The organism is Aurantiacibacter gilvus (genome assembly GCF_038289935.1).
GTDB classification, from domain to species: Bacteria; Pseudomonadota; Alphaproteobacteria; order Sphingomonadales; family Sphingomonadaceae; genus Alteraurantiacibacter; species Alteraurantiacibacter gilvus.
In genome coordinates, this window is record NZ_JBBYHV010000002.1 from 452,249 (window position 1) to 477,763 (window position 25,515).

Annotated in this window: 28 protein-coding genes; 13 read left to right on the forward strand and 15 right to left on the reverse strand. The window is 65.1% G+C overall.

All coding sequences use genetic code 11. From position 1 onward, the window contains the following. Positions 1-3 precede the first annotated feature (3 nt). The 3 genes from AAEO60_RS12095 to AAEO60_RS12105 are packed head-to-tail and all read right to left on the reverse strand — an operon-like array spanning position 4 to position 2,410. Entirely contained in the window at positions 4-372 is a 369-nt protein-coding gene (locus AAEO60_RS12095) for a hypothetical protein (protein ID WP_341673962.1), read from the reverse strand. Next, the gene (locus AAEO60_RS12100; protein ID WP_341673963.1) at positions 369-848 is read right to left on the reverse strand and encodes a c-type cytochrome; all 480 of its coding nucleotides are present in this window, start codon (positions 846-848) and stop codon (positions 369-371) included. The genes AAEO60_RS12095 and AAEO60_RS12100 overlap by 4 nt, the downstream gene beginning before the upstream one ends. Continuing rightward, positions 845-2,410 carry an FAD-binding oxidoreductase gene (locus AAEO60_RS12105; protein ID WP_341673964.1) on the reverse strand — a complete coding sequence of 522 codons (1,566 nt, stop codon included), beginning with the start codon at positions 2,408-2,410 and terminating at the stop codon, positions 845-847. The genes AAEO60_RS12100 and AAEO60_RS12105 overlap by 4 nt, the downstream gene beginning before the upstream one ends. A 96-nt stretch (positions 2,411-2,506) precedes the next feature. Here AAEO60_RS12105 and AAEO60_RS12110 point away from each other — a divergent pair, with 96 nt between their 5' ends. Beyond that, positions 2,507-3,388, forward strand: coding sequence for a DUF8021 domain-containing protein (locus AAEO60_RS12110; RefSeq protein ID WP_341673965.1), 882 nt, complete (start codon positions 2,507-2,509; stop codon positions 3,386-3,388). Further along, the gene (locus AAEO60_RS12115; protein ID WP_341673966.1) at positions 3,385-4,626 is read left to right on the forward strand and encodes an MFS transporter; all 1,242 of its coding nucleotides are present in this window, start codon (positions 3,385-3,387) and stop codon (positions 4,624-4,626) included. The genes AAEO60_RS12110 and AAEO60_RS12115 overlap by 4 nt, the downstream gene beginning before the upstream one ends. On the opposite strand, the gene AAEO60_RS12120 is transcribed toward AAEO60_RS12115, so the two are convergent. Then, positions 4,623-5,066: a nuclear transport factor 2 family protein gene (locus tag AAEO60_RS12120; protein ID WP_341673967.1), complete on the reverse strand. Its 444-nt coding sequence runs from the start codon at positions 5,064-5,066 to the stop codon at positions 4,623-4,625. The two genes, AAEO60_RS12115 and AAEO60_RS12120, sit on opposite strands and share 4 nt — an antisense overlap. Beyond that, positions 5,059-5,592 (reverse strand): MarR family winged helix-turn-helix transcriptional regulator, encoded by a 534-nt coding sequence (locus tag AAEO60_RS12125; protein ID WP_341673968.1) that lies wholly within the window; start codon positions 5,590-5,592, stop codon positions 5,059-5,061. The genes AAEO60_RS12120 and AAEO60_RS12125 overlap by 8 nt, the downstream gene beginning before the upstream one ends. Positions 5,593-5,689: 97 nt before the next feature. Here AAEO60_RS12125 and nov2 point away from each other — a divergent pair, with 97 nt between their 5' ends. Continuing rightward, on the forward strand, positions 5,690-7,180 hold the full coding sequence (gene nov2, locus AAEO60_RS12130; RefSeq protein WP_341673969.1) for a lignostilbene-alpha,beta-dioxygenase NOV2: 1,491 nt from the start codon (positions 5,690-5,692) through the stop codon (positions 7,178-7,180). Between the two features lie 4 nt (positions 7,181-7,184). Here the strand turns inward: nov2 and AAEO60_RS12135 are convergent, their stop codons facing one another. Further along, positions 7,185-9,101 carry a hypothetical protein gene (locus AAEO60_RS12135; RefSeq protein ID WP_341673970.1) on the reverse strand — a complete coding sequence of 639 codons (1,917 nt, stop codon included), beginning with the start codon at positions 9,099-9,101 and terminating at the stop codon, positions 7,185-7,187. Positions 9,102-9,278: 177 nt separating this feature from the next. On the opposite strand from AAEO60_RS12135, the gene AAEO60_RS12140 reads away from it, so the two are divergent. Then, a complete protein-coding gene (locus tag AAEO60_RS12140) occupies positions 9,279-10,310 on the forward strand; it encodes a hypothetical protein (RefSeq protein ID WP_341673971.1) in 1,032 nt (343 codons plus the stop codon). A 97-nt stretch (positions 10,311-10,407) separates the two neighbouring features. Here AAEO60_RS12140 and AAEO60_RS12145 read toward each other — a convergent pair whose 3' ends face one another. Further along, positions 10,408-10,911: a DUF1097 domain-containing protein gene (locus tag AAEO60_RS12145; protein WP_341673972.1), complete on the reverse strand. Its 504-nt coding sequence runs from the start codon at positions 10,909-10,911 to the stop codon at positions 10,408-10,410. A gap of 156 nt (positions 10,912-11,067) precedes the next feature. On the opposite strand from AAEO60_RS12145, the gene AAEO60_RS12150 reads away from it, so the two are divergent. Next, positions 11,068-11,634, forward strand: coding sequence for a nuclear transport factor 2 family protein (locus AAEO60_RS12150; RefSeq protein WP_341673973.1), 567 nt, complete (start codon positions 11,068-11,070; stop codon positions 11,632-11,634). Between the two features lie 7 nt (positions 11,635-11,641). Here AAEO60_RS12150 and AAEO60_RS12155 read toward each other — a convergent pair whose 3' ends face one another. From AAEO60_RS12155 to AAEO60_RS12175, 5 genes are all read right to left on the reverse strand, one after another. After that, entirely contained in the window at positions 11,642-12,604 is a 963-nt protein-coding gene (locus AAEO60_RS12155) for a sensor histidine kinase (RefSeq protein WP_341673974.1), read from the reverse strand. Between the two features lie 162 nt (positions 12,605-12,766). Continuing rightward, positions 12,767-13,000, reverse strand: a complete 234-nt coding sequence (locus AAEO60_RS12160) for a hypothetical protein (RefSeq protein WP_341673975.1) — start codon at positions 12,998-13,000, stop codon at positions 12,767-12,769. A 103-nt stretch (positions 13,001-13,103) separates the two neighbouring features. Then, on the reverse strand, positions 13,104-13,631 hold the full coding sequence (locus AAEO60_RS12165) for a DUF3237 domain-containing protein (protein ID WP_341673976.1): 528 nt from the start codon (positions 13,629-13,631) through the stop codon (positions 13,104-13,106). Positions 13,632-13,636: 5 nt separating this feature from the next. Then, the gene (locus tag AAEO60_RS12170; protein WP_341673977.1) at positions 13,637-14,386 is read right to left on the reverse strand and encodes an SDR family NAD(P)-dependent oxidoreductase; all 750 of its coding nucleotides are present in this window, start codon (positions 14,384-14,386) and stop codon (positions 13,637-13,639) included. A gap of 11 nt (positions 14,387-14,397) precedes the next feature. Next, positions 14,398-14,787 (reverse strand): nuclear transport factor 2 family protein, encoded by a 390-nt coding sequence (locus tag AAEO60_RS12175; protein WP_341673978.1) that lies wholly within the window; start codon positions 14,785-14,787, stop codon positions 14,398-14,400. An 82-nt stretch (positions 14,788-14,869) separates the two neighbouring features. On the opposite strand from AAEO60_RS12175, the gene AAEO60_RS12180 reads away from it, so the two are divergent. From AAEO60_RS12180 to AAEO60_RS12190, 3 genes are all read left to right on the forward strand, one after another. Further along, entirely contained in the window at positions 14,870-15,265 is a 396-nt protein-coding gene (locus tag AAEO60_RS12180; protein ID WP_341673979.1) for a nuclear transport factor 2 family protein, read from the forward strand. Positions 15,266-15,446: 181 nt separating this feature from the next. Then, positions 15,447-16,574, forward strand: a complete 1,128-nt coding sequence (locus AAEO60_RS12185) for a cobalamin-independent methionine synthase II family protein (RefSeq protein ID WP_341673980.1) — start codon at positions 15,447-15,449, stop codon at positions 16,572-16,574. A gap of 53 nt (positions 16,575-16,627) precedes the next feature. Then, positions 16,628-17,404, forward strand: a complete 777-nt coding sequence (locus AAEO60_RS12190; RefSeq protein ID WP_341673981.1) for an IclR family transcriptional regulator — start codon at positions 16,628-16,630, stop codon at positions 17,402-17,404. A gap of 6 nt (positions 17,405-17,410) precedes the next feature. Here AAEO60_RS12190 and AAEO60_RS12195 read toward each other — a convergent pair whose 3' ends face one another. From AAEO60_RS12195 to AAEO60_RS12205, 3 genes are all read right to left on the reverse strand, one after another. Further along, the gene (locus AAEO60_RS12195) at positions 17,411-18,124 is read right to left on the reverse strand and encodes a hypothetical protein (protein ID WP_341673982.1); all 714 of its coding nucleotides are present in this window, start codon (positions 18,122-18,124) and stop codon (positions 17,411-17,413) included. A 91-nt stretch (positions 18,125-18,215) separates the two neighbouring features. After that, a complete protein-coding gene (gene desA, locus AAEO60_RS12200; protein ID WP_341673983.1) occupies positions 18,216-19,640 on the reverse strand; it encodes a syringate O-demethylase in 1,425 nt (474 codons plus the stop codon). Positions 19,641-19,671: 31 nt separating this feature from the next. Continuing rightward, positions 19,672-20,376, reverse strand: coding sequence for an alpha/beta fold hydrolase (locus tag AAEO60_RS12205; RefSeq protein ID WP_341673984.1), 705 nt, complete (start codon positions 20,374-20,376; stop codon positions 19,672-19,674). 153 nt (positions 20,377-20,529) lie between these two features. Between AAEO60_RS12205 and AAEO60_RS12210 the strand changes: the two genes are divergently transcribed. The 5 genes from AAEO60_RS12210 to AAEO60_RS12230 are packed head-to-tail and all read left to right on the forward strand — an operon-like array spanning position 20,530 to position 25,512. Then, positions 20,530-21,405: a methylenetetrahydrofolate reductase gene (locus AAEO60_RS12210; RefSeq protein ID WP_341673985.1), complete on the forward strand. Its 876-nt coding sequence runs from the start codon at positions 20,530-20,532 to the stop codon at positions 21,403-21,405. A 9-nt stretch (positions 21,406-21,414) separates the two neighbouring features. Then, the gene (purU, locus tag AAEO60_RS12215; RefSeq protein WP_341673986.1) at positions 21,415-22,266 is read left to right on the forward strand and encodes a formyltetrahydrofolate deformylase; all 852 of its coding nucleotides are present in this window, start codon (positions 21,415-21,417) and stop codon (positions 22,264-22,266) included. A 25-nt stretch (positions 22,267-22,291) separates the two neighbouring features. Next, a complete protein-coding gene (gene folD, locus AAEO60_RS12220; protein ID WP_341673987.1) occupies positions 22,292-23,236 on the forward strand; it encodes a bifunctional methylenetetrahydrofolate dehydrogenase/methenyltetrahydrofolate cyclohydrolase FolD in 945 nt (314 codons plus the stop codon). Between the two features lie 9 nt (positions 23,237-23,245). Next, positions 23,246-24,754 (forward strand): flavin-containing monooxygenase, encoded by a 1,509-nt coding sequence (locus tag AAEO60_RS12225; protein ID WP_341673988.1) that lies wholly within the window; start codon positions 23,246-23,248, stop codon positions 24,752-24,754. Continuing rightward, positions 24,751-25,512, forward strand: coding sequence for a competence/damage-inducible protein A (locus AAEO60_RS12230; protein ID WP_341673989.1), 762 nt, complete (start codon positions 24,751-24,753; stop codon positions 25,510-25,512). Before AAEO60_RS12225 ends, AAEO60_RS12230 begins: the two co-directional genes overlap by 4 nt. The last annotated feature ends 3 nt before the right edge of the window (positions 25,513-25,515 follow it).

The following is a 25,515-nucleotide window of genomic DNA, read 5'->3' on the forward strand; positions in this document are numbered from 1 at the left end:
GCCCTAGGCGCGGTTGCGCGGCGCAAGGGTCCAGTCGAGGACGTCGCCGTCGACCCGCTGGCCGACAGGGTAGTAGCCTGCCTCCTGTGCCACTTCCTCCACCAGTACGGCGTCGGCCTGCCGACTGACGCCGCGCACCAGCGCGGGGCGGCCCGCGAACAGGTCGCGCGCCATGCGGATGCGGTCACCTTCCAGCGCAAGGACGGTGCGGCCCGCGCTGCGGCCGGATTCGGCAAAGGTCTGCGCGGCAGGCAAGGCGGGATCGTAGAGGAGCACGGTGTCGCCGTGATGCTCCCACCGCCAGCCGCGCGCCTGGGTGGCTATCGGCAGGGCTGCTGCGCCTGCCAGGACTCCGCGCCGGGAAACCCTCATTCCGCACCTCCATGCGGGCCAGCCGCGAGATATTCGGCAATCGCCTGCAGGTCCTCGTCGGACACTTCGCCGCGCGGGATGGCGGGCATGTTGCCGATGCCGTTGCGTGCAGCGATCACCACGAAGGGCGCGGCAAGGTTGTCGCGCTCCTCCAGCAGCGGGGTATCCATGCGGCGGGCGAGCAGGCCCGTGCCCATGCCGCCCGGCCCGTGGCACATGGCACACTTCGCCACATAAAGCGCTTCGCCGCCCGAGGCGTCAGGGCGCGTCGACAGAGTCTGCGGCGGCGGAGCGGGCGGCGGCCCGGCCTGGGCCGGCGGCGCGCTTTCCGATTGCTGGGCGGTGGCCACGGCAGCACAGCCCGCCAGCAGCAAGCCCGCCACAATCGTCATCCCGGACTTGATCCGGGATCGGTTGCCACTCGCGCGGGTCGAAGGCGATTCCGGGCCAAGTCCGGAATGACGTGGATTGCTCATGCGCTTTCTCCTTCGCTGCGCCAGCGACTGCCCCAGATCCCGCTCTTGCCCGGAGCGATGATGCCATTGGGATCGAGCGCGTCCTTCACGCTTTCGTTCATGCGCTGCAAGGCGCCGCCGTTGAAGTCGTAGCTCTCGGCGACGAGGTCCATGTAATCGAGGTGGGTGCGGTATTCGTAATAGCCATTCTCTGCCGCATCGGCCACCAGCTGGCGGAAGAACGGGTCGATCCGGCCCATCTGGGCGCGGTCATCCTTGTTGAAGACCATGGCGTTGACATTGGTCAGGTGCCGTTCGCCGAAGGCGAAACTGCCCTGGTAGTCCATCCCGTACTCCTGGTAGCGGGCATAGGTGCGCCGGAACTGCGCCAGCGCGGCATCGCCGTCCTGCGGCAACACCGGCGAGAAACCGATGTGCCCGCCGCGCCCGCCGTACCAGTTGACGTTCTGCATGGCGAAGGTGACAGGGGTGCCGGTCCAGGTCGAATACTGCATGGGATCGCCCTGCCGCCATTCGGTTTCCACCATCTTCATCGGACCGGCATTGCCCATGGCGGTGCGCAGGTGGCCCAGCGCCGCACGGTTGATGTCCTCGCGCCCGTAGAGCCGCAGCGAGACACCCCACCAGCCGATGTCGAAGCGGCGGCGAATGGCATCGATCACGGTGTCGGACAGCGCGCCCGGCTCGTCCGTCCACTCGTCGCGGGTCGTCAGCACGGCAGCGGCGCGCATCCAGTTGCCGATCGACGGGCTCTGCTGCAGGATTCGCTCGCGCCGCAGCGGGCCGATGGTGTCGACCATCACCTTGAGGTCTTCCGGACGGTCGAACTCGCAGTCCAGCCCGATCAGGCTTTCCGGCGCGGGCATCAGCCACATGCCCATCTTGGTGACCACGCCGAAGTTGGACTGCACGAAGGCCTGGTCCCAGCCGGGACCGAAGCCGAAGGGATAGAGCTGCCAGGTCGGCGCATTGGCCGCCGCGCCCATGCCGGTGCGCACCACCTCGCCATTGGCCAGCACCACTTCGAGGCCGCAGATATTGCGCGTGTGCTCGCCATAGGGAGTATAGCCCACGCCGCGATCGAGCGCGTTGCCCATCACCGAACCCCAGCTGTTGGCCGGGACCGAGAGCCAGTAGGGCAGGTTGTTGCGCTGGACGTAGTCGTAAAGGTCGTAGAAGCCGACGCCCGGCTCCACCAGCACGGTGCCCATTTCCTCGTCGAACTCGATCGCCTTCATGCGCGACAGGTCGAGCACGACGGAACCGGCCATGACCGGAGCGGTGCCACCGTAGCCAAGGTTCTTGCCGCGGGCGATGGGGAAGACCGGCAGCCGGTGTTCGTTCGCCACCCGCAGCACGGCCTGCACTTGCTCCAGGCTTTCCGGCGCCACCGCGCCAGCCGGATGGTGCGCGCTGTCGTCGACGGCGAACTTGTCCTGGTAGGTGCGCCGGTCCAGGTCTTCGAAGAAGCACTGGCTGGCACCCAGCACGGCTTCGAAGTCACGCCTTGCGGCATCGAGCTGCGCCAAGGTCATGCGCGGTGGAAGCGGTGTGTCCGCCATGTATAGTCCTCTCCCCAGATGGCACCCAAAGGGGCCACTTTAACGATCGTTACTTTTGGGCTAGGCCTACCAAGAGTCAAGTGGAGGGGACAAGCGGTGCATTCGCGCGAGGAACTTTATCGCGTGCTCGACGACTATGTCGACGCGCTCGCCAGCCGGGGTCCGTCGCGCGCACGCATTGCGCCCGACGCTTTCAACACAGAGAACAACGTGGCGCTCGCCGTGGGTGACGGGCTGTGGAACACCCTGACCGCCAAGCACGACTATGACCTGCGCTTTGCCGATCCCGAAACGGGCCAGGTGGCGCTGTTCACCGCAGTTGAGGAAACCGACGCGCTCAACCCCTGTTGCATCCGCCTGGAAGTCCGCGAAGGGCACATCACCGGCATCGAGACCGTGGTGGCACGCAACAAGGACGAAGGCTTCCCCTTCGGTCCGCAGAAGTTCGAGCGCAAGCCGATCATGGAAGCCGCGGTACCCGAGGGCGAAGGCTCCGACCGGGCCGAGCTGGTACGGATCGCCAACGGCTACTTCGAGACCATCGAGCGCAACGACGGCAAGCTGCACACCCATTTCTGGCTGCACTGCAACCGCGTCGAGAACGGGGTGCAGACCACCAACAACAAGGACTTCCCGCTGCCGGTGGCGCGGCTGGGCTGCGCCGATCAGTTCCTGCTGGGCTGGTACCGCTATGACGACGACCTGCGCGCCCGCCGCTTCCCGCTGGTGGATGTCGAGCGCGGGATCGTGCTGGCCTACGGCTTCATCGACCATTCGGGCAGGCTGGGCGAATACGAGCTGACCGACGGTACCAAGGCCAAGAGCCCGGTGCGCCGCCCGCATTCCTATTACCTCGCCGAGGCCTTCAAGATCCGCAAGGGCAAGATCGAAGGCGTTGAAGCCGACTTCCTTACCGTGCCATACCGCATGCCAAGCCCGTGGGACTCCAGGGGTGACGGGCGGGGAGAGAACGCTTGAACGGACGAACAATCGCGTCGCTGGCGCTGCTGGCGGGCATCTTCGTGATGGAAGGCTTTGACATTGCCGCCATGTCGCTGGCCGTGCCGCGGCTGGAAGGCGCCATGGGTCTTGACCCGGCCAGTTTCGGCTGGGTCTTCACCGCCTTGCTGATCGGCCTTGGCGCGGGCGGTGCGCTGATTGCCCCGCTGGGTGACCGCTTCGGGCGGCGCACGCTGATCGTTACCGGGGCGCTGGCGACCGGGCTATGCACGCTGGGCACCTCGACTGCCGCCAGCGTGACCGAATTCCTTGTCTGGCGACTGCTCACCGGTGCGGCGCTGGGCGCCTGCCTGCCCAATGTCAGCGCCTTGTCCGCCGAATTGGCCCCGCCGCGCCTGCGCGCGACGATCATGGCCGTGGTATCGGCGGGCATTCCTGTCGGCCTGGCCATAGCGGGGATCCTCGCGCCGGAGATCGTCGGCCTGCTGACGTGGAAGGGCCTGTTCTACGTGCCCGGCATCTTTGCAGTCGTGCTCGCGGCTGGCCTGCTGGTAATGCTGGAAGGCGGACTGCCCAGGGGCGCAGAGCCCAAGGCCGCGGGCGAGCTTGCCGCGAAGCTGCCGCAACTGGCCTTGCTGAAGTCTCCATGGCTGTTCCCCTTCGCGGTCTTCGCCGCCATGCTCGCCTTCAACGCCTGCAACCTCTACCTGCTCAACTCGTGGCTGCCGACCGTGCTGCCGCAAGCCGGCCTGACGCTGGACGACGCAGCGCGGGTTTCGGGCGTGGCCAACCTTGCCGGGCTCGGCATCGGCATTGCCGCCAGCCTGCTGATCGACAACTGGCGCAAGGGGCCCACGCTGATGCTGATGTTCGGCGCCATGGCCGCCAGCTTCATCGCCATCTGGGTGACCGCGCCCGATCCGGGCTTCTGGACGCTGATGCTGATGGTCGGCGTCGGCGGCGCCAATGCCGGGGGCATGGTGCTGCCGGGCCTCGCTGCCTACCTCTTCCCCGCGCGGATGCTGTCGTCAGCCGTGGGCGTCGGCGTGCTGGTGGCGCGGCTTGGCGCTTTCGCGGGACCGCCGCTGGGCCAGTTCATGCTGCAGAACCAGGTGCCCGCGCAAAGCTTCCTTGGCGTTGCCGCGATCCCGGCACTGGCCTGCGTGGTGATTGCGCTGATGGTGCCCGCCGCGCTGAAGCGGCGCGTTATCGAAGAGGACAAGGAAAAGGAAAAGGCCGATACGGTCTTCGCCTAGCCACCGTGGCCGTAGGGCCTGAAGTCGAGCGCGCCGGTGCGTTCCTTGAAACGCCAGCCCTTCGGCGTCTGCACCACGAGATCGGTGTAGGTCCCGATCAGCGGACTCTTGACATCCTGCATCGGCAATCCGCCACCTTCGGCAGCGTCACCTACGTAGAGCACGATCACGCTCTTCACGCGTGCTGTCGCCGGGCCTTCCACGTCGACGAGCACATTCGCCATCACGTGCCGCTGCGCCCGCGGCGGGCGGTCGGTGAAGCTGGCGTAGATCGCCTCGCGCCCGACGATAGGGTCGCCCCCGCTGGGGCGGCGGAAAACGGCGTCCTCGGTGTAGAGCGAAGCACAGAGTTCCCAGTCCTGCGCGTCGTTGGCCCAGACGTACTGGTGCACCAGCCGCGTTATGTCGGCTTCGATTGCTCGGCGTTCGTCACTATTCATCGGCGGGTTTCGTCCTTTCGAGGAAGACCGACTGGCCCTTCTCGTCCTCGGCATCGAGGCGTTCGATCAGCTTTTCCACCGTGCTGGCAAAACCGGCCACTTCGTCGGTGTCGAGCTTGCCGAACAGGTAGTGCGCCACCGTCTCGGTCTGCGGGCGCATGATCTCGTAGAGGCGCTTGCCCTCGTCCGTCAGTGACAGCCACTTGCGGCGGCGGTTGCTCTCGTCGGTCTCGACGATCACGCGGCCATGCTTCTGCAGGGTGGCCACGGCGCGACTCACGCTCATGGCGTTGACGCCGGTCAGTTCGGCAACCTCGTGGCTGGCGGTGCGGCCCAGGGCGCCGATGGTCATCAGCAGGCGAAATTCGTTCACGCTGATGGTGTAGCGGTGCGACAGGTGGGTGGAGAACGGCGCCATCAGCCGGTTGGTGAGTTTCAGCAGTCGGTGCAGCAGCACCACTTCGCTGGTTTCGTCCATATGCACATGGCTGCCTGTGGCCTGTACGCCGCGCCGTTGCACATCCATTGGCCCCTCTCCCTTTGGCATTCTGATCTTATGCGCTCTTGCGCCGATTGTAACAACCGTTAGCGTTATCGCAAAGAATCACGCGAGGAGAGAGACATTGGGCGCGTTTCCGCAGACTATCCATTTCATTGGCACCAATACCCCCAGGCAGCAGGAATACGAGCTGGAAGGGCTTGAAGTCGAAGGCGAAATCCCCGCCGCGATCGACGGGGCCTTCTTCCGCGCCGTGCCGGACAATGCCCATGCGCCGATGTTCGACGACGACATCGCGCTGAACCACGACGGCATGATCGCCAAGTTCGACATCTCCGGCGGCAAGGTCTCTTTCGGGATCAAATATGTCGAGACCGAACGCTACCTGCTGGAAAAGGCCGCGGGCAAGGCGCTGTTCGGGCGTTACCGCAACCCCTTCACCGATGATCCCAGCGTCGCGGGCAAGGACCGCACCCTCGCCAACACCACCCCGGTCTGGCACGGCGGCCGCCTGTTCATGACCAAGGAGGACGGGCGCGGTTACGAGGTCAATCCGCACACGCTGGAGACCGCCGGCCGCTGGGACTACGAAGGCAAGCTGCGCAGCCAGACCTTCACCGCCCACCCGCGCATCGACGCCGAGACGGGCGAGATGTTCTTCTTCGGCTACGAGGCTGGCGGCCTGTGCGATCCGCACGTTGCCTATTGCATCGCCGACGCCGACGGCAACCTGGTGAAGGAGGAATGGTTCGAGCAACCCTACCCCTCCACCATCCACGATTTCGTGATCACCGATCACTACGCGATCTTCCCGATCTTCCCGACGCTGTGCGACCTCGACCGGCTGAAGGCTGGCGGCGCGCACTGGGCCCACCACCAGGACCTGCCGAGCTATGTCGGGATCATGCCGCGCTATGGCGACGTGTCGGAAATGCGCTGGGTGAAGGGGCCGATTGGCGTCTCCTGCTTCCACGAGGTCAATGCCTTCGAGGAAGGCGACACGGTCCACATCGACCTGTGCCTGACCAATACCAACGCCTTTGCCTTCATGCGCGAAGCGGGCGGGATCGACATCCCGCAGCAGGAAATCCAGGGCGCGCTGACCCGCTGGAGCGTGGACATGAGCGCCGACGAGCTGGCGCTGGCCGAACGCCCGCTGGGGCCTCCGGGCGACCTGTGCCGCGTGGAAGACGCCGTGCAGGGTCGCCCTTACGACCGCGCCTGGTACCTGTCGATGAACCCCGAGGCCAAGGGGCCGCCGATGCTGGGCGGTCCGGTCGGCGCGAACTTCAACTGCCTGCTGCGCATCAACCCGCAGACCGGCCAACTGGCGATGATGGAAACGCCACCCGGTGCCGCCATCAGCGAGCCCGCGCACGTCGTCTCGCCCGAGCAAGGCCATGGCGGCTGGCTGCTGTCGGTGATCGATATTCCCAATGGCCCTCCGGGCGCGGGCGATCCGGCGGACTATTCGAGCGAGGTGTGGGTGATCGAAGCCGACGCCATCGAGAAGGGTCCGATCGCCAAGATCAAGACCGGCAAGGCCCTGCGCAGCCAAGTACACGGCACCTGGGTCTCGCGCGAGAAGCTGGCTGCCAGCAAGCTGGAGGGCTGATCCCCTAGTCCGGCTCGCGCTCTGGCCGGTCCGGACGCCGTGACGGTGCCGGACGGCTCGGACGCTCCGGCGGCGGCGCGGGCGTGGCTGCCGGAGCAGACACCGGTGGCGGGGCCGCTTGCTGCTGTGCCCGTGCGGCGGCAGCTGCCGCGGCCTGGCGCTGTGCCTCCGCCTGACGCTGGGCAGCTGCCTGACGCTGCGCTTCGGCCTGCTGCTGTTGCCGCTGGCGCTGAGCTTGAGCCTCAGCCTGAGCTTGGGCCTGGGCTTGGGCCTGGGCCTGGGCCTGCCGCTCGGCTTGTGCGCGACGCTGGACTTCGGCTTCGCGGGCCTGCTGTGCCCGCAGTCGCGCATTCGTCTCACGCTCCCGCGGTTCGGCAGTTGCTTGCTCCGTGGCAAGCCGCTGGCGAGCAGCTTCAGCCTGGGCCCCAGCCTGCGCTTGGCGGCGACGCTCGTCCTCGGCGCGCTGCGCCTGCAACTGCCGTTGGCGCGCGGCCTCGGCTTCGGCCTGACGCTGCTGTTCCAATCGGCGTGCCTGTTCCGCCTGCTGGCGGGCGTTGACCGTGCGCGTCTCGCGCTCGGCGGCATCCCGGCGAAGGCGCTCTGCTTCCAGTTCACGACGCAGGCCCTCGTCGTTGCGCGCCTGCCTCTCGGCCTCGGCCTGGAGCATGGCATCGCGCTCTGCCTCGCGTTGCTGGCGCCGGACCTCCGCCCGGGCAGCCTGCAGGTTAGCCTCGTCCTGTTCGACAACCCTGCCGGTCACCGGCTGGGTGGGGCGGCGCGGCCTGTCCGGACGCTCCGCCACGTCAGGCGCAGCGGTATCGCGGCCACCGCGACCGGCCCGCCGCCCGTCGCCGCGCGGGTTCGTGCCCACCGGCGGATTGGTGCGGATCCCTCCGGCATTCTCGCGGGTGTCATCCGGCGTGGAGACCTCGAGCACCGGCGTCGCCCGTTCGGGCAACTGCGCGGATTCGCGTCCGCCCGCACCGCCCATGCCTTCGCCGCGACCACGGCGCGGATCGCGCCCGTCCCGTTCGTGTGCCAGCCGCTCCGCGCGTTCCTGCCGGCTCTCCGCATGGTCACGGTCCCGGCGATCATGGCGACCGCCCGATCCATCCCCGGCCCGGTCGCCGCGACGGTTGCGCCGGTCTCGCCGCCATTCGTCGTAGTCGCCATGCCGGTAGCGATCGCGGCCCCAGCGATAGTGATCGCGGTAGATGTCGTTCTGCCAGGTCAGCCACAGCGGTGCAGCGGAGTAACGCGGGGTCGAGCCATAGCGGGCCGCCGCGTGGATCTCGCGCCCCAGCTGGTAGAAGTAGCTCGCCTCGCCCAGCAGTCGGTTTGCGGCGCTGGAGTTGAGGATGCGTCCGTCGCGATCATAGACCGCCACCAGCCGTCCGTAGCGGAAGGCATAGGCGTAGAGCGGGTCGCGCACGAGGAAGGGCCGCTCTGCGCCCGGACCGAAGTAGTAATAGCGATAACCGCCCGCGATCGGCTCGGCATAGAGCCGGTAGCCGTCCCAGGTTTCCCAGGCGAAACTCTCCCGGCGGTTGAAGCGGAACGAGAAATCCGGCTCGGTCGTGCCGATCTCGTCGCTCACGTCATAGGCAAGGTCGAGCCAGGCGAAGCGATCCGGCCCGGCGTCCTGCGCGTAGTAGGTGTCGTCGCCGTAGGTGTTGCGGTAATAATTGTCCGCGTAGCGTTCGTCATAGCGGCCCCAGTCGGATTGCGGCGCGCTGCTGTAATAGGACCCGCTTCCGCGCACCTGCGTGCTGCCCACCGGCAATTCGTATGACGAAGGCGCATCCGGCAGCACGGCCTGGTCGAAAGTGGTGTTCCGCACCGGCACCGTGGTGCAGCCCGCGAGTGCCAGCGTCGACGCCGCCAGCGCCAGCCAGATCTTCCTGTGACCAAATGCCGTCATCGAATCTTTCCCCCGTGTTGGCGGTATTGCACGGCAAATGTCGCATGGTGCGGGTGAACGGCGAGTGGAGCCGTGGTTCATCTGCGGTGAAGCGTTGGGGCAATGTGCCGCTTGCCAGCCTGCGGCCTTCTCCATAATCTCTTGCCCCGGGGAGAAGATGTTATGCGAACAATGCTCATGGCGGTCGCACTTGCCACGACCGCAGTCATGCCTGTCACCGCTGCGGCACAGGATGCCAGCGTCGAAGAATTGATGGCAGCGCGGTTCGAGACGCCGCCGCCGGGCTGGGAAATGCCGCGCACGCAATGGGGCGATCCCGACCTTCGCGGCAAGTGGCCGGTCGATTACCTTGGTCGCACGCCACGCGAACGCGCTCCCGCGCTGGGCGAACGCGCTTTCCTGACCGACGAGGAGTACGACCGCGCCTTCGCCCGCGTCGAGGACGAGCTGGGCCGCTACGAGGAAGAGAACCAGGCCGGCCTGATGGCCATGGGCCACTGGACCGAGTTCGGCCTGCCGCTGCGCCAGTCGAGCATGATCGTCGAGCCCGCCAACGGTCGCTACCCACCGCTCACTCCGCTGGGTCAGGAATGGCAGGCAAACGAGCGCACCAGCTGGAACACCTACGTGTTCGAGGACATGGACGACTTCGGCATCTTCGACCGCTGCCTGACGCGCGGCATGCCCGGTTCCATGCTGCCCGGCGCCTACAACGGCGGGATCGAGATCTTCCAGTCACCCGGCCTGGTCGTGATCACCCTGGAGATGATCCACGAAAGCCGCATGGTCTACCTCGACGGCCGCGATCCGCCGCCCGCCGACGTGCAGTACGACCTCGGCTTCTCCCGCGGGCACTGGGAAGGCGACACGCTGGTGATCGAGACCACCAATTTCCGTCCCGGCATGTCGATGGGGCCTGCCCCCAATTCCGACCAGCTGCACGTCACCGAGCACCTGACGCTGATGAACGACAACCAGGTCCACTACGAGGCCTGGGTGCGCGATCCGGTGGTGATGGAAGGCCACTACAAGCTCGACGTGCCGTGGCTGCGCGAAGACGACTACGGCATGTACGAATATGCCTGCCACGAAGGCAACGTGCAGGTGCGCGGCTACATCATGTCGACCAGCCCGCGCTTTGCCGAGGAACGCCAGGCTGCATGGGAAGCGCAGGGCGTCGAGAACCACGTCAGCGCGCCGGTGCGGTAACCGGCCGGCGGCGCCTGCCTGACGCGAAAAGGGGCGGCGGACCCATCGGTCCACCGCCCCTCTTCTGTCCGCACGAACGCGGAAGCCGGTCTTTCGATCAGGCCTTCTTGGTCAGAACGCCCGCGAGGTTTTCCGACACGATGCCGAACAGCGCGCCGATCACCACCGAGACCACGGTCGGCACCAGGGCACCCGCCGGGTCCATGTCGCCGCCGCCTGCCATCAGGAAGGTCGCACCTGCGACAGCGGCAAAGCCGTAGACGCTGGCGGGAATGGTCGCCAGCAGCGGCACCTTGCTGGCCAGGCAGATCACGAAGGCACCCAGGCCGACGGCTACCGGTCCGGCAAAGTCGCCCAGCGAGGCCAGCGGGCCCATCAGCGCCCAGATCGCCGCCATGCCGACAATGGCGCCGAAGCTCATGCCCACGGCAGCCGTGGTCATGCCCTTGACGCCGCCACCCGAATGGAAGTGACAGCCCCAGGCGATGAAGCTGACCCAGACGAGGCCGGGCAGCATTTCCGCCAACGGCACGCCGAACAGCCAGGTGTCGAGAATGGCAAGGACGCCCACCGAGATGGCGAGCGCAAGATATGCGGTCATTGTTGTTCCCCTCTCCATGATGCAGCCTCTGTCCGGGGCCGCTGGGCGGGGAGACTAAGTCAACCTTGGCAAATGTCCATAGGGAGAGAAATGGCCTGTGGACTTGTCAGGCGAGCCGGACAGGCGCAATCTCGCCAGCGGAAGAGGGAGACGACAATGCGCAAGACAGTGATTTTCGCCGCGCTGCTTTCGGGCAGCCTGCTTGGTGGTTGCAATGCCGCCGACGACGGCAGTGCCGACCCGGCCGCGCAGGCGCTGGCTGACCGGATCGCCATCGAGGACATGGTGGTGGAATACTATGCCCACCTCGGCGGCGGCGATGCGGAAGCTTTCGACGAATACTTCACCGAGGATGCGGTGTTCGACGTCAACGGCAATGTCGCCACCGGGCGGGCCGAGATCGAGGCGCTCTACGGCTCGATCGGCGAAGACCCGTCCAGCGCATCGAACCAGGGCGGACCGTTCCGCATGCTGCTGTCCAACCCGGTGATCCAGGTCGACGGCGACAGTGCCACGGCCAGCTTCATCTGGACCGGCGTCGGCAATCCGTCGATCGACGCGCCGCCCGTGCTGCTGGAACAGGGCCGCGAGTTCGACCGGCTGGTGAAGGTCGACGGAGAATGGAAGTTCAGCCACCGCGTGGTGATCGCCGACAGCGCCCTGCCGGCCGAACAATACCCGGATTACGAGCCGCGCCGCGATTTCGGGGTGGACGACCTGTGAGTGAGACCTAGTTGAGCTGCTGGCTTTCGAGCCTCAATGAACGGCCACCGGGCCGCGCGTCGATCCTGTATTCCGCCCGTGCCTGTTGCGCGAAGGCGGCGAACAGACGCTCCCCGATGCCGTCCGAGTTCTCATCGCTCTCGCCAGCGGCGATGCCTACACCGTTGTCCTCGATTGCCAGCGACCACCGCTCTCCCTCGCCGGAAAAGCGGATCGCGACCTTCCCGTTTTGTCCGTCGGGGAAGGCGTATTTGGCGCAATTGGTCAGGGCTTCGTTGGTGAACAGGCCAATTGCCACGGCCACCTCGCGCGGCATGGTGAGGTCGGTCGTTCCCGGGTCGATCTCGACCTCGACGTTATCCAAGAAAGCGCCGCGCGCTACCCGGTCGACCACGTCGACAAGGTAATCCTGCATGGCGACCATGGCGCCTTCCCCTTGCGTCAAAGCCAGGTTGGAATAGGCGGAGGAGAAGGAATGGATACGGGCAATTGCCTGATCAAGCGCAGCGGCCACATCGGGCAGGCTCTCGCGCCGCTTCTGCATTTCCAGCAGGCTGGCGGCGAGCGCGAAGTTGTTCTTGGTGCGGTGCTCGAGTTCCTGCTGCAGCATCACCCGGCGCTCGATCTCTTCGTCGCGTTCCTGCAAGGCTTTGGAAACAGCGCGGCGGAAGGCCTCCGCCAGGAAAAGCACGATCAGCACTGCAGCCGCGTTGATGGCCACCCGAGAAGGATCGCTGGCGACTTCGAACTCCCAGGATTGCACCGGCGCCAGGGCATAGTACCAGGCCCACAGGAAGCTGGTGACGAAACTTGCCAGGCCTGCCTGCCAATGACCGAACAGGGCAGCGATCAAGACCGTGGGATAGACCAGCGCAAAGGGCCCGGCCGTTTCTGCCCAGACGTCCAGCACCACGCGCAAGCCAATCATGGCGAGGGTACAGCCGAGGCCGAAAAGTATCTTGGCGAACAAGCCCAGGCGCTTGCTCTCAATCCGTCTGGCAACGTCTAAGTTGGCAACTCGATGCATTTGGCATCTGCCTTTCCGGAGCGATGTGGAAATGCTCACTCCTCGGGCGCGTTCTACCGATAATCGATCGCAATTGCGAATCGGTTCCCCAACTATGTCAAAAGCTTAGAGTTTTACCGGCTGGCGCAGCACCGTGCGCAATTTCTCCGGTGCCCTGCGGCGCGGATCGCCCGGGCAGGTTTCGTGGTGGCGGCCGTTGAAGGCGTGGCCGCTATCGGGGATGAGCTTGTGGTGCAGGTGCGAAAGGCACGACCCCTCTTCCAGCGAATTCATGCGGACCTTTGACAGGTCGCGACCTGACCTCTCCGCCCTCGCGGCCTCGAGGTGGGCGGGCGCCATGCTGGGAACGCCAGGCACATGCTCGACAAGCCGCGATCAACTTACGGCGAATCGAACCGCATCGGGCGATGACGGAGCCGCGAAGGCGGATTGGAAAAGCGGGCTAGGTCAGCGCGTAGTAGCGCAGGCAGTTGCCGTCGCTCTTGCGTTCGCCCACGCCGATGAAGACGTGCTTGGTCAGCCAGTCGTGCTTGCCCACGGCGCATTCGAAGGTGGGGTTGCCGCGCAGGTAGTATTCGGGATGCGGAACCGGCTCGCCATCGGCAAAGGCCCAGTCGCGCAGGCGCTGCATGGTGTCCGGCTGGCGACCCCAGAGGAAGCCCTTGTTGTGCAGCAGGATCACCGTGCCGTCGTCCTCTTCCAGCAGGTAACGGGCGTCGAACACGGCCACGTCGTCGGGCCGGAAATAGGCATAGTCGCCGCCGGATCCGGGAATGGCGCGACCCTTCAGGTGCGGCCCTTCGAAGGTGCCGCCCTTCACCAGCACGGCACTGCGCATGCCGCCATTGGGATGCGGCGTGATCGAGTAGACCTCGGGGAAGGTCAGCCGCACTTCCATCACGAATTCCATGCGCGGGTTGTCCAGCTCGCTGAACGGCGCGGTGAAAGGGGTGGTGTCGTTGAATTCCATTTGCCTCATCCCAGTTCGATCAGTCCGCCATCGACGAACAGGTTGGCACCCGAAATGAAGCTGGCATCGTCGCTGGCGAGGAACAGCACGGCCTTGGCCACGTCCTCGCTCTCGCCCATGCGCTTCATCGGGATGTTCTCGATCATCATTTCCTTCAGGCCCTCGACCTGTTCGTCGCTCATCCCGGGATTGCGGTAGAGCAGCGGGGTGTCGATCGGTCCGGGGCTGACCACGTTCACGCGGATGCCCTCGGCGACCAGTTCCTTGGCGAAGACCTTCATCGCCATGAACAGCCCGGCCTTGGCAGCGGCATAGGTGCCGTTGCCTTCCAGCGCGCCGTGCGCACCGATGGAGCCGGTGACGACGACAGAGCCGCCCTTGCCCATGATGCGGATCGCCTTCTGCAAGGCGAAGACGCAGCCGCGCAGGTTGATCGCATGGGTGTGGTCCCAGGCTTCCTCGGTGATGCCGCGCAGGGGTGCGAAGCCGCCGACACCGGCATTGATGTAGAGCACGTCGATACGGCCGTCGGCCTCCTCGATGGCCTTCACCACAGCCTCGGTCGCGGCGGGATCGGAAATGTCCGACCGGTAGCCGGTGGCGCCCGGAATGCTTTCCACCGCGGCGTCGATGGTGGCCTGGTCGCGGCCGGTCAGGTGGACCTTGCCGCCTTCCGCGGCGAACATCTGCGCAGCGGCGAGGCCCATGCCCGAATTGCCGCCGAGCACCAGCACGATCTTGTCTTTGAAACGCACCTGACGGCTCCTCAGAAGGGTGAAAGCGGGTTGAGGCGGTCGGGATTGACGTCCTGCATCACGTCCCAGTGTTCGGCGATCATGCCGTTCTCGACGCGGAAGATGTCCATCACCGCGAAGCCCGGATCACCTTCGTGCCGGATCACGTGGTAGTGCAGCATGACATGGTCGCCATCGACGAAGGAGCGGTGGAGGATCTGCTCGGCCTCGCCCGGCTGGCCCTTGGCCCAGTCGAGGAAGGTCTTCAGCGCCTCGCGCCCCGGATCGACGTTCTGGTGGTGCTGGATGTAGTCCGGCGCGATGTATTCGTCGACGCGGCTGCTATCGAGCGGCACCAGCACGTTCTCGAACATTTCCACCACAAGGCTCAGGTTCGCCTCTTCTGTGGGCGTACGGCTCATTTTCTCTCCCCTTTTGTTGCCACGATGCTAACGCGCGTTACGATTGTCGGCAACGACTAAGGCAGGGGTTGAGGAGAGGACAATGACCCGCGAGGACTATGATCGCTACGCCGCCGCCTTCAACGCGCGCGATTACGATGCGGTGTTCGACTTCTATGCCGACAATCCGCAGATGGCCTTCTTCGGGATCGAGATCCGCACGCGCCAGCAACTGCGCGACTTCTACACCTTTCTGCACAGCTATGTGCGCGAGACGATCACGGTCGAGAAGTTCGCCGCCTCGGACGAGCTGGCAGCGGTCGAAGGGGTGATCCGCATCGAGGCCTTCAAGGACCTGACCCGCGAAGAGCTGGACGCGCGCGGCATGCAGCAGTTCTTCCCCATTTCCGCCGGTGACGTGCAGGAAATGCGGCAATACATCCACTACCATTTGCGGGACGGAAAGATCGCCGGCGTCGGCTGCGCGATCGTGCCCTGACGGGGGATTTCGCTTTCCTACAGCCGCGGCGCGCGTCAGCTTCGCGGGGCATTCCTGTCACCTGCCCAAATGGCTTGGGTTCGCGGAGATCCTGCGAAGCCCGCCCCGCATGTATCTCATCAACCAAACCCCGCGGAAATTCGCCCTTGCGAAACATTCGTCACCATGAAAAGGCGCTGCCATGATCAAGACCAGTCACGTCGGCAGCCTTCCGCGCGGGGAACAACTCGTCCCCCTCCTCCTCGCCCGCGACAAGGGTGAGCCCTACGACGCGGAGGAATTCGACCGCGTGGTGCAGGCGGCCGTGACCGAGGGCGTGCGCCAGCAGGTCGCCGCCGGTGTTTCGGTGGTGAGCGACGGCGAACTCGGCAAGGTGGGCTATTCCACCTACATCATCGAACGGCTGTCCGGGTTCGGCGGGCACACCCCGCGCAAGCCCGCGCTGGACCTGGCCGAAGTGCCCGAGCTGACCAAGAAGCTGGCGCATATAATGGGCAGCCAGGAATTCACCCGCGCCAGCGCCATCGACAAGGTCGAGCTGGTGAACCTGCAGCCGCTGCACGACGATATCCGCCGGTTCAAGGCCGCGCTGGAAGCCGAAGGCAAGGGCGTGGAGGCCTTCCTCAACTCTGCTTCCCCCGGCCTGATTACCGCGTTCCAGCCGAACCAGTACTACCCCAGTCACGAAGCCTACCTGGCTGATCTCGCTGCCGCGATGCGGCCGGAGTACGAGGCCATTGTCGACGCGGGTCTGCAGTTGCAGCTCGACTGCCCCGACCTGGCGATGAGCCGCCACACCGGCTACCAGGACATGACCGAGGCGGAATTCCTCGCCGCCATCCGCGCCAATGTCGACGCCCTCAACGAGGCGACCGCCAACATCGCGCCCGAGCAGATGCGCATGCACGTGTGCTGGGGCAATTACGAAGGCCCGCACACCCACGACATCCCGCTGGAGACGATCCTCGACGTGGTGCTGTCGGCCCGCCCTGCCACAATCCTGTTCGAAGCCGCCAACCCGCGCCACGAGCACGAATGGGCCGTCTGGGCCAAGGCCGACCTGCCGGACGAGAAGATACTCGCCCCCGGCCTGGTCGATACCTGTTCCAACTATGTCGAGACCGGCGAACTGATCGCCCAGCGCATCGAACGCTTCGCCGATATCGTCGGCAAGGACCGCGTCATTGCCAGCACCGATTGCGGGTTTGGCACTTTCGCCGGTTACGGTAAGATCGACCCCAAGGTCGCCTGGGCCAAGCTGCGCGCCCTGCGCGAAGGCGCTGATATCGCTGATACAAGATTAGGGTGAACAAGTCCTTTTTCACTCTTGCGTATTTTTCGTATATATGAAATAGAGCGTGGATGGCAGAAGCCTCCACCAGGAATCGCGCAGCGGCACCGGCACAGAACAGCCAGGTGAAATCGGCGACGCGTACGCTCGACATTATCGAATATGTCGTGGCGCACGGCCGTCCGCTGGTCGCGCAGGAAATCGCCACGGCGCTGGCGATCCCGGTGTCGAGTCTGTCCTACCTGCTCTCCACCCTGGTCGACCGCGGCTATCTCGAGCGTGACGGTCGGCGCTATTCCGCCGGACCGGGCCTTGCCCGCCTGCAGAAGTCGACCGGACATTTCTCGATTGCCGACCGCGTCGCGCCGCTGGTGCGCACGCTGCGCATGCAGCTGGACGAAACCACCAGCTTCTTCCTGCGCGACGGTTGGGAGATCGAGGCCATCGTTACCGAAAGCAGCGAACAGGCGCTGCGCTATTCGGTGCCGCAGGGCCAGCGCCTGCCCTTGCACGCCCTCGCGTCCGGCAAGGTGATGCTGGCGGCCATGCCCGAAGAAGAGCTCGCGCGCTATTTCGCCGAGGTCGAGCTGGAAGCCTTCACGCCCGCCACGGTCACAACCGAAGCAGGCCTGCGCGAACAGATCGCGGCGGTGCAAGAGACGGGTGTCGCCCAGACGGACGAGGAATATTCACGCGGCATCATCGGTATCGCCCGGCTGGTGACCTTTGACGGCAACATGGCCGGTTCGCTGTCGGTCGCCATTCCCAAGGTCCGCTTCGACGAACACACCGCAGAGCGCGTCAGCGACATGCTGCGCAAGACTGCCGCCCTGCTCGAAGGCAACTAGGGCCTTCTAAAGGTCGTCCAGGCCGTCGAGGAAGTCCGCGTCGATACGCGGTCGTTGTTGCTCTTCTTCCACTTCCGCTTCGACTGCCTCTTCGCCCTCGTCTGCCATGTCCAGAACGGGCAGTTCGGCTTCGGCACCCGTCACCTCCAGCCCCAGTTCCACCGCGATCTCGTCCAGCGGATCGAGCGGAGGGGCCCCGCCCATCGCCGCCGCCGCTTCGAGGTCGCCGGTGGGCTCCCAGGGTTCGATATATGCGGCCTCGGTAACGGCGCGGTCGCGGTCGTAGATCCGTGCCTCCTCGAACGGACCCAGAGGCGTATCCGGCACCACGCGCACCAGCGGATAGGGATCGCCGGGCAGGCCGATGTAGGTGAGCTGCGCCTGGTTCTCGCTGACGAGGCGGAACTGCAGGATGTCGTTGCGACCGCGCGCCTCGGGCGGCCCGGTGAATGTCAGCTGCACTGCGCCTTCACGTTCGATCACGCCCTGCGGCAATACTGTCTCGCTGCCGTCCATGTTCTGGAACACCATGCCGTTGCTGGTGATCTGTGCCGGCCGGGTCCAGCTGCCGGTCCAGTCACCACCTTCGCGTTCTTCCAGCGCGAAGACGAAGATCGTCGCCTCGTCGATGCGGAAGGCCCAGTGACCTTCGAGATCATTGGCCAGCGCCTGCACAGGCAACAGCATGGCGCACAGGGCAATCAGGAAACGCGGCATCATGGCAGGTGTCATGCAGCAAGGCCCGTGCCCGGGGCAAGCAAAAGGGGCGGCTGCTTGCGCAACCGCCCCTTCAACTGTTCGCTGGATGCGATCAGGTGTTGGCGCCAACACCCGTGGCACGCCACGAATCGGCATAGGCCGTGCGGGCAACGTTCGAGTACGGGACCGGGCTGATGACAGCCTTGATCTCGGTCTGGACGTGCGGCTCGACGGTCGGCTTGGAGGTGCCGCCGTTGGGTTCGCCCCAGACCAGCTTCACTTCCTTGCCCATTTCGACCTCGTCCGGATCGATCATGGCGAGCGTCAGCATCTTGCCTTCGTTCGAGCTGTAGCCGACCCAGGTCGACACGCCGATGACTTCGCCGGCAGCGTTCTTCACTTCGTCGAACGGGTGCATGGCGTAAACGGCGCTCGGGAATTCGAAGTACTTGGCGCGGTCGCCCTCGGCATAGAGCGAGGAAAGGACGCGCATCATGTCTTCGTTGTCGAGAGCCAGGGTCACCTTCTGCTTGTGCTTCTGGGTGGCCATCTTTTCGAGGGCTTCACGGCCGACGAAGTCGTGGTCGAACTTCACGATGTGGCCGTAACCGATATCCCACGGCGTGAGGTAGTAACCCTCGATGCTGTCGGGAACGTAGCTGCCACCGATCGAGCACATGCCAGCGTAAGAGTTGGCACCGGCCCACTGGCGGAAGTCCTTCATCATCTGGCTGTCGCCGGTGAAGAAGGCCGGCAGCGGCGAAGGCAGCCAGCCCGATTCCAGCGTGTTCGAAGAGTAGGCGCGGCCACCGACCAGGGTCAGGCCATCGTCCTTGCCGGCTTCGACCAGCGCACCGTGCACGGCGGCATAGTCTTCCCACGGGCCGAACAGTTCGTAACCCGGCTGGCCAGCCATGCCGTGGCGCAGGGCAATCACGTCCTTGCCGCCGATATCGACGTGAGCCATGTTGAAGAACTTCAGGTCCGGCGGGGTCTGGCCCATGGCCTTTTCCAGGATCTTCATGGCGTTGGGGCCCTGCAGCTGGAAACGGTAGTTCTTGCGCTTGCCGTCGGTACGCATGGCGGTACGTTCGTCACGCTCGATCTCGACGTCCCACTTGCTGCCGTCGGGCTTGTGGTACTGGGCGTGGAATTCGACCCATTCGATGGCCGGAGCGCGGCCGACCAGGCTGAACTCGTTTTCATCGAGGTAGAACAGGATCACGTCGCCGATGACGTAGCCGTCCGGGGTCACCGGAACGTACTGCTTGGCCTTGTTGACGGCGAAGTTCTTGAAGCTGTTGATGGCGGTGTATTCGAGCAGCGCCATGGCGTCGGGGCCGCGCACATACAGCTCGACCATGTGGTACGACTGATTGAAGAGCACGGCGCTCTTGGCCCAGGCACGCTGTTCGTTGCGCCAGTTGGAATATTCGGCAGGAACGCCCGGATAGGGGTTCGGGCCAAGCTGCTGGTTGCGCAGGAATTCGACTACGTCGCCCTGGGCATCCAGCTTCTGTTGCAGGTTCTCACTCATTGTCGTCCTCTCCTTGGGAAAGTTTGGGTATTCAGAGGGTTGCAGGCTCGCGAGCGAGCCAATCGGAAATTGCATCATTCACCGCTTGCGGGGCTTCCACGGTGATCATGTGGCCAGCGCCAGGCACCACCACCAGCTCCGCACCGGCGATCTTCGCGGCAATGGCCTCGTGCTGCTTGGGCGGGGCCCAGGCATCGAGTTCACCGGTCATCACCAGCGCCGGACAGGTCAGGCCTGCCAGCAGGTCATCGAAGGGGGGACGCCCCAGCAGGGCCTTGATCTGCGCGTCGAAAGTGGCCTGGTCCTGGGACAGGCACATCTCGCGCATCTCGGCATATATCGGGGTGTCGCGATTGGCATCGGCCACCATCGGCGGCAGCCAGGTGTCGACCAGCGCCTCGAACCCGTGGTCGTAGCCGACCTGCTGCAGTTCGGCACGTTTGGCCGGTTCGTTGGGGCCGACCGGGTGGATACCGGTCGAAACCAGCGCCAGCCGGCGCACGCGGTGCGGCGCCAGCCGGACCACTTCCATGGCCACACGGCCACCCATCGAATGGCCGAAAACGTCGAGTTGGCCCGCACCAGCGGCATCTGCCTCGGCAAGGGCGATTCGCGCCATTTCCGCAAGGCTGTCCGCCATGCCATAGCCGTCGACCACGAGGGCCTCCGGAAAGGCTGATTTCTGCGGCGCATAGACACGTGCGTCACAAATCAGTCCAGGCAGGAACAGAAGCATTCTCGGGCGCTCACTCTCGCATTTTTTCGCGTTCTTGAAAATTTCATCTATACGAATTTGTCGAGATGCGCTAGAGGATTCTTCAGACAATATGCCGCCCGCCGGAGTCGCTTTCGCGCATCGTTTCCGCCCCGGGCCATGGAGGAGAGTGAAATGGCAACCTACGAAACCATCCATCCCAACTGGGAAGCCCCGATGGCCAACATGGTCGACGGCTATTCGCTGGAAATGACCGCCAAGGAAGTGGAAGGCCTCAAGGAAGCCGCACCGCTCATCCGTCCGGACACGCAGGTCGCCGTCACCTTCCTCCCTGGCGAAGAGCTGGCGCAGCGCGTCGAAGCCGCCGTGCTGGTGCGCGAACTGGGCTTCGAGCCGATCGTCCACCTCTCCGCCCGCCGCATCGAGAGCGAAGAACAGCTCGACTGGTACCTCGGCGAGATCACCCAGAAGGCCGGCGTGAAGCGCGTCTTCATCATCGCCGGTGACCCGCCGGAACCGGAAGGCCCCTATTCGGACAGCCTGCAGATCATCGAGACCGGCCTGCTGGAAAAGCACGGCATCGAGATCGTCGGTGTCGGCGGCCACCCCGAAGGCCACCCCAACAACACGGCGGAAGAGCTGTGGGTGTGGATGCAGAAGAAGATCGACGCGGTGCGCGCCCACGGCATGACGCCGCTGGTTGTCACCCAGTTCGCCTTCGACGATGACGCCATCGTCGCCTGGCTCGCCGAAATGCGCGACCGCGGCATCGACGTGCCCGTACGCCTCGGCGTCCCCGGCCCCGCCGGCATCAAGCGCCTGCTGGGCTTTGCCAAGCGTTGCGGCGTCGGTGCTTCGGCCAGCGTCATGAAGAAGTACGGCATCAGCCTGACCAACCTGATCGGCAGCGCCGGTCCGGACAAGCTGGTGGGCAACCTCGAGAAGAAGCTGACCGCGCGTCACGGCCGCGTGCGCCTGCACTTCTATCCCTTCGGTGCACTGACTCCTTGCGCCGAATGGATCAACGACTACCACGCCCGCAATTCGTAAGGTTTCCCGATGAGCACCGCCACGCTGCGACTATCCTGCCCCATCCGCACCGGAATATCGGCGCGGGTGAGCGGATTCACCGCGGATCGCGACTGCATCATCGAAGAAGCCCAGCAGTTCTCGGATCGCCGCACCGGCCGCTTCTTCATGCGGCTGGTGTTCGATCCGCAGGACAACGATATTGCCAGCCTGCGTGAGGCTTTCTCGGCCATCGCCGAGAATTTCGAGATGGAATGGGACCTGCGCGAACCCGGCTGGGTGCCCAAGGTCGTGCTGATGGTGAGTGCCTTCGATCACTGCCTCGGCGACCTGCTCTACCGTATGCGCATTGGCGAGATTGCCATGGACGTGCCGGCCATCATCTCGAACCACCCGCGCGAAAAGCTGACCACCAGCCTGATCGGCGACATTCCCTACCACCACTTGCCGATCACCAAGGATACCAAGCCGCAGCAGGAAGCCGAGGTGCGCCGTATCGTCGAGAATACGGGCGCGGACCTGGTGGTGCTGGCGCGCTACATGCAGATCTTTTCGGACGAGATGGCGGCCTACATGAATGGCCGTTGCATCAACATCCACCATTCCTTCCTGCCCGGCTTCAAGGGTGCCAAGCCCTATCACCAGGCCTATGCGCGCGGCGTGAAGATGATCGGCGCGACCAGCCACTATGTGACGGACGATCTCGACGAAGGTCCGATCATCGCGCAGGACGTGGAGAACATCGGCCACGCCGAAAGCCCCGACGACCTTGTCGCCAAGGGCCGCGACGTCGAGCGCCGGGTCCTGGCCAAGGCCGTGCGGGCTCACCTGGAAGACCGCGTATTCCTCAACGGCGACCGCACGGTCGTCTTCGAAAACTAGAACTGAAAAGAGAGACGGAGCCGAAATGGCTGACATTATCGATGGCCGCGCAATCGCACGCCAGCTGGACGAGAAGACCAAGGCCGAAGTCGATGCGCTGGTGGCTGCCGGCCATCCGGCACCGGGCCTGACAGTGATCCTGGTGGGCGATGACGGCGCGAGCCAGGTCTATGTCCGCCGCAAGATCAAGTCCTGCGAGAAGGTCGGCATCCGCTCGAACGAGCACCGCCTGCCTGCCGACACCAGCCAGGAGGACCTGCTGGCGCTGATCGACCAGCTCAACAGGGATCCCGAGGTGCACGGCATCCTGTGCCAGGTCCCGCTGCCGGACCACATCGACACCCGCCTGGTGCTGCGCTCGATCACTCCTGAAAAGGACGTCGACGGCTTCCACCCGGTCAACGTCGGCCGCCTCAGCACCGGTACCGGCGGCATCGTGCCCTGCACCCCGCTGGGCGTGATGATGCTGATCCATTCTGTCATCCCTGACCTCACCGGCATGGACGCGGTGGTGATCGGCAAGTCGAACATCGTCGGCAAGCCGGTGGCCAACCTGCTGCTCGACGCCGAAGCCACCGTGACGGTCACCCACATCTACACGCACGGCCTGCCCGCCATCTGCCGCAAGGCCGACGTAATCGTCGCTGCGGCCGGTGCGCCCGAACTGGTCAAGGGTGACTGGGTCAAGGAAGGCGCCGTCATCATCGACGTCGGCATCACCCGCATCATGGACGAGGAAACCGGCAAGGAACGGCTGGTCGGCGACGTGGCCTTCGACGAATGCCAGCACGCCAAGGCCATCACCCCCGTGCCCGGCGGCGTCGGCCCCATGACCATTGCCTGCCTGCTTGCCAACACCGTACAGGCCGCCAAGGGCCTGATGGGCGTCAACAAGGATGTCAGTAGCGACTATCATGATGTGCCGTCTCGCTCTATGTTCACCGGAAATGGAAACATTCCCAACGAGTGAGCGATTGCAATGACCCAGCCTGACACCGACGTACTTATTATCGGGGCAGGCATATCGGGCATATCGATGGCCGCCCACATCGGGATGATCTGTCCCGATCGCAGCTACACCATCCTCGAACGGCGCGATGCCATCGGCGGGACATGGGACCTGTTCCGCTATCCCGGCATCCGTTCGGACAGCGACATGCACACGCTCGGCTTCGATTTCGAGCCGTGGCGCCATGAAGACGCCATCGCCGACGGGCCGAACATCCTCGAATACCTGAACCGTATCGCCGACGAGCGCGGCATCCGCGAGAACATCCGGTTCGACCAGGAGGTATTGTCGGCCGACTGGGATTCGATGACGGCCATGTGGACCGTCACGTCGCGCGGCAAGGACGGCAAGACCGGCACCACCACGGCGCGCTGGCTCTATTTTGCCTCCGGTTACTACGACTACGACAACCCGCACGATGCGCAGATCCCGCAGATCGACCAGTTCGGCGGGCAGGTTGTGCATCCGCAGTTCTGGCCGGACGACCTCGAATACGCGGGCAAGGACGTAGTGGTGATCGGATCGGGCGCGACGGCGGTCACCCTGGTGCCTGCCATGGCCAAGACAGCCAAGAGCGTCACCATGCTCCAGCGCACGCCCACCTGGATGGGTGCCGGGCCGAAGCAGGACAAGTGGAGCAAGCGCTTCCAGAAATTCATGCCCGACGAATGGGCCTACAAGCTCACGCGGTGGAAGAACATCTTGCTGCGCAGCTACTTCTTCAACCTCTCGCGCCGCAAGCCGGAGAAGCTGCGGGCGATGCTGACAGACATGACGCGGCAGCAGTTGGGCGAGAACTACGACGCCAAGCATTTCGAGCCGCCCTACAACCCGTGGCAGCAGCGCCTGTGCCTGGTGCCCGACGGTGACCTGTTCAACGCGATCAACGCGGGCCAGGCCAAGGTCGTCACCGATCATATCGCAGGCTTCGACGCCACGGGCGTGATGCTGGAATCTGGCGAGCACCTGCCCGCCGATATCGTCATCACCGCCACCGGCCTGCGACTGGTGCTGGCGGGCAAGGTGGACGTGTCCAAGGACGGCGAACCGGTCGACTGGACCGAGCGCTTTTTCTACCGCGGCCTGATGTTCTCCAACCTGCCCAACCTCAGCTTCGTGTTCGGCTACCTCAACGCCAGCTGGACGCTGCGGGCGGACACCAATTCGCGCTTCACCTGCGAAGTGCTCAAGCACATGGGCAAGACCGGCACGCTGGTCGCCGAACCCGAACTGGCACCGGAAGATGAACCCGAAGCTGTCGAGCCGTGGGACTATACCTCGGGCTATCTCAACCGCGCCAAGGACATGATGCCCAAGGTGGCTGCCGAACGCCCCTGGACGCTGGCGCACAACTACCTTGAGGACCGCCGCGATTTCCGCCAGCGCCCCGTCGCCGACGGTGTCCTGCGTTTCAAGAACCCGCCCGCCGCCTCGCAGGACAGCGAAGCGGTCTCGCATGAGGCTGTTGCCGCCGAATGAGTACCGACAAGGTCTGGACCGCAGGCATGCTCGTCATCGGTGACGAGATCCTGTCCGGTCGCACCAAGGACAAGAACATCGCCCAGGTCGCCTCGTGGCTACAGGTGCAAGGCATCCGCCTCACCGAAGCCCGCGTGGTGTCGGACAACATGGATGCCATCGGCGAAGCGCTGAACGCGCTGCGCGAACGCTATGACTATGTCTTCACCACCGGCGGCATCGGCCCGACCCACGACGACATCACGGTGGACGCCGTGGCCAAGGCGCTGGGCGTGCCCGTGGTGATCCACCCGGAAGCCCGCGCGATCCTGGAAGATTACTACAAGGACAAGCCCGGCGGCCTGACCGAAGCCCGCCTGCGCATGGCGCGCGTACCCGAGGGTGCGGAACTGATCCCCAACCGCATGTCCGCCGCGCCGGGCATCAGGCACGGCAAGATCCACGTGATGGCGGGCGTGCCCAACATCACCGCGCAGATGCTCGATGCCCTCACCGGCAAGCTCGAAGGCGGCGCACCGCTGATCGCCGAGACGGTCGGCTGCTGGGTCGCCGAAAGCGAGGTCGCCGACGCGCTGCGCGAAGTGGAAAAGGCCCACGCCAACTGCCAGATCGGCAGCTACCCTTTCTTCCGCGAAGGCAAGACCGGCGCGAATTTCGTGATCCGCTCGACCAGCCGCGACGATCTCGAAAGCGCGGTCGACACCCTCTGCGAGGCGCTGGGCGAACTCGGCTTCGACTTCACGCCCGGCGGGATCTGAGGC

Excerpts from the sequence above, each read along its gene's own strand:
- AAEO60_RS12140 (WP_341673971.1), top strand. The coding sequence starts at position 9,279 with ATGGCGGTCGCACTTGCCACGACCGCAGTCATGCCTGTCACCGCTGCG.
- AAEO60_RS12150 (WP_341673973.1), top strand. The coding sequence starts at position 11,068 with ATGCGCAAGACAGTGATTTTCGCCGCGCTGCTTTCGGGCAGCCTGCTT.
- AAEO60_RS12095 (WP_341673962.1), bottom strand. The coding sequence starts at position 372 with ATGAGGGTTTCCCGGCGCGGAGTCCTGGCAGGCGCAGCAGCCCTGCCG.
- AAEO60_RS12160 (WP_341673975.1), bottom strand. The coding sequence starts at position 13,000 with ATGGCGCCCGCCCACCTCGAGGCCGCGAGGGCGGAGAGGTCAGGTCGC.
- AAEO60_RS12105 (WP_341673964.1), bottom strand. The coding sequence starts at position 2,410 with ATGGCGGACACACCGCTTCCACCGCGCATGACCTTGGCGCAGCTCGAT.
- AAEO60_RS12205 (WP_341673984.1), bottom strand. The coding sequence starts at position 20,376 with ATGCTTCTGTTCCTGCCTGGACTGATTTGTGACGCACGTGTCTATGCG.
- AAEO60_RS12180 (WP_341673979.1), top strand. The coding sequence starts at position 14,870 with ATGACCCGCGAGGACTATGATCGCTACGCCGCCGCCTTCAACGCGCGC.
- AAEO60_RS12190 (WP_341673981.1), top strand. The coding sequence starts at position 16,628 with ATGGCAGAAGCCTCCACCAGGAATCGCGCAGCGGCACCGGCACAGAAC.
- AAEO60_RS12165 (WP_341673976.1), bottom strand. The coding sequence starts at position 13,631 with ATGGAATTCAACGACACCACCCCTTTCACCGCGCCGTTCAGCGAGCTG.
- purU (WP_341673986.1), top strand. The coding sequence starts at position 21,415 with ATGAGCACCGCCACGCTGCGACTATCCTGCCCCATCCGCACCGGAATA.
- AAEO60_RS12185 (WP_341673980.1), top strand. The coding sequence starts at position 15,447 with ATGATCAAGACCAGTCACGTCGGCAGCCTTCCGCGCGGGGAACAACTC.
- AAEO60_RS12195 (WP_341673982.1), bottom strand. The coding sequence starts at position 18,124 with ATGATGCCGCGTTTCCTGATTGCCCTGTGCGCCATGCTGTTGCCTGTG.
- AAEO60_RS12225 (WP_341673988.1), top strand. The coding sequence starts at position 23,246 with ATGACCCAGCCTGACACCGACGTACTTATTATCGGGGCAGGCATATCG.
- folD (WP_341673987.1), top strand. The coding sequence starts at position 22,292 with ATGGCTGACATTATCGATGGCCGCGCAATCGCACGCCAGCTGGACGAG.
- AAEO60_RS12175 (WP_341673978.1), bottom strand. The coding sequence starts at position 14,787 with ATGAGCCGTACGCCCACAGAAGAGGCGAACCTGAGCCTTGTGGTGGAA.
- AAEO60_RS12145 (WP_341673972.1), bottom strand. The coding sequence starts at position 10,911 with ATGACCGCATATCTTGCGCTCGCCATCTCGGTGGGCGTCCTTGCCATT.
- AAEO60_RS12120 (WP_341673967.1), bottom strand. The coding sequence starts at position 5,066 with ATGAATAGTGACGAACGCCGAGCAATCGAAGCCGACATAACGCGGCTG.
- desA (WP_341673983.1), bottom strand. The coding sequence starts at position 19,640 with ATGAGTGAGAACCTGCAACAGAAGCTGGATGCCCAGGGCGACGTAGTC.
- AAEO60_RS12125 (WP_341673968.1), bottom strand. The coding sequence starts at position 5,592 with ATGGATGTGCAACGGCGCGGCGTACAGGCCACAGGCAGCCATGTGCAT.
- AAEO60_RS12210 (WP_341673985.1), top strand. The coding sequence starts at position 20,530 with ATGGCAACCTACGAAACCATCCATCCCAACTGGGAAGCCCCGATGGCC.
- AAEO60_RS12230 (WP_341673989.1), top strand. The coding sequence starts at position 24,751 with ATGAGTACCGACAAGGTCTGGACCGCAGGCATGCTCGTCATCGGTGAC.
- AAEO60_RS12135 (WP_341673970.1), bottom strand. The coding sequence starts at position 9,101 with ATGACGGCATTTGGTCACAGGAAGATCTGGCTGGCGCTGGCGGCGTCG.
- AAEO60_RS12100 (WP_341673963.1), bottom strand. The coding sequence starts at position 848 with ATGAGCAATCCACGTCATTCCGGACTTGGCCCGGAATCGCCTTCGACC.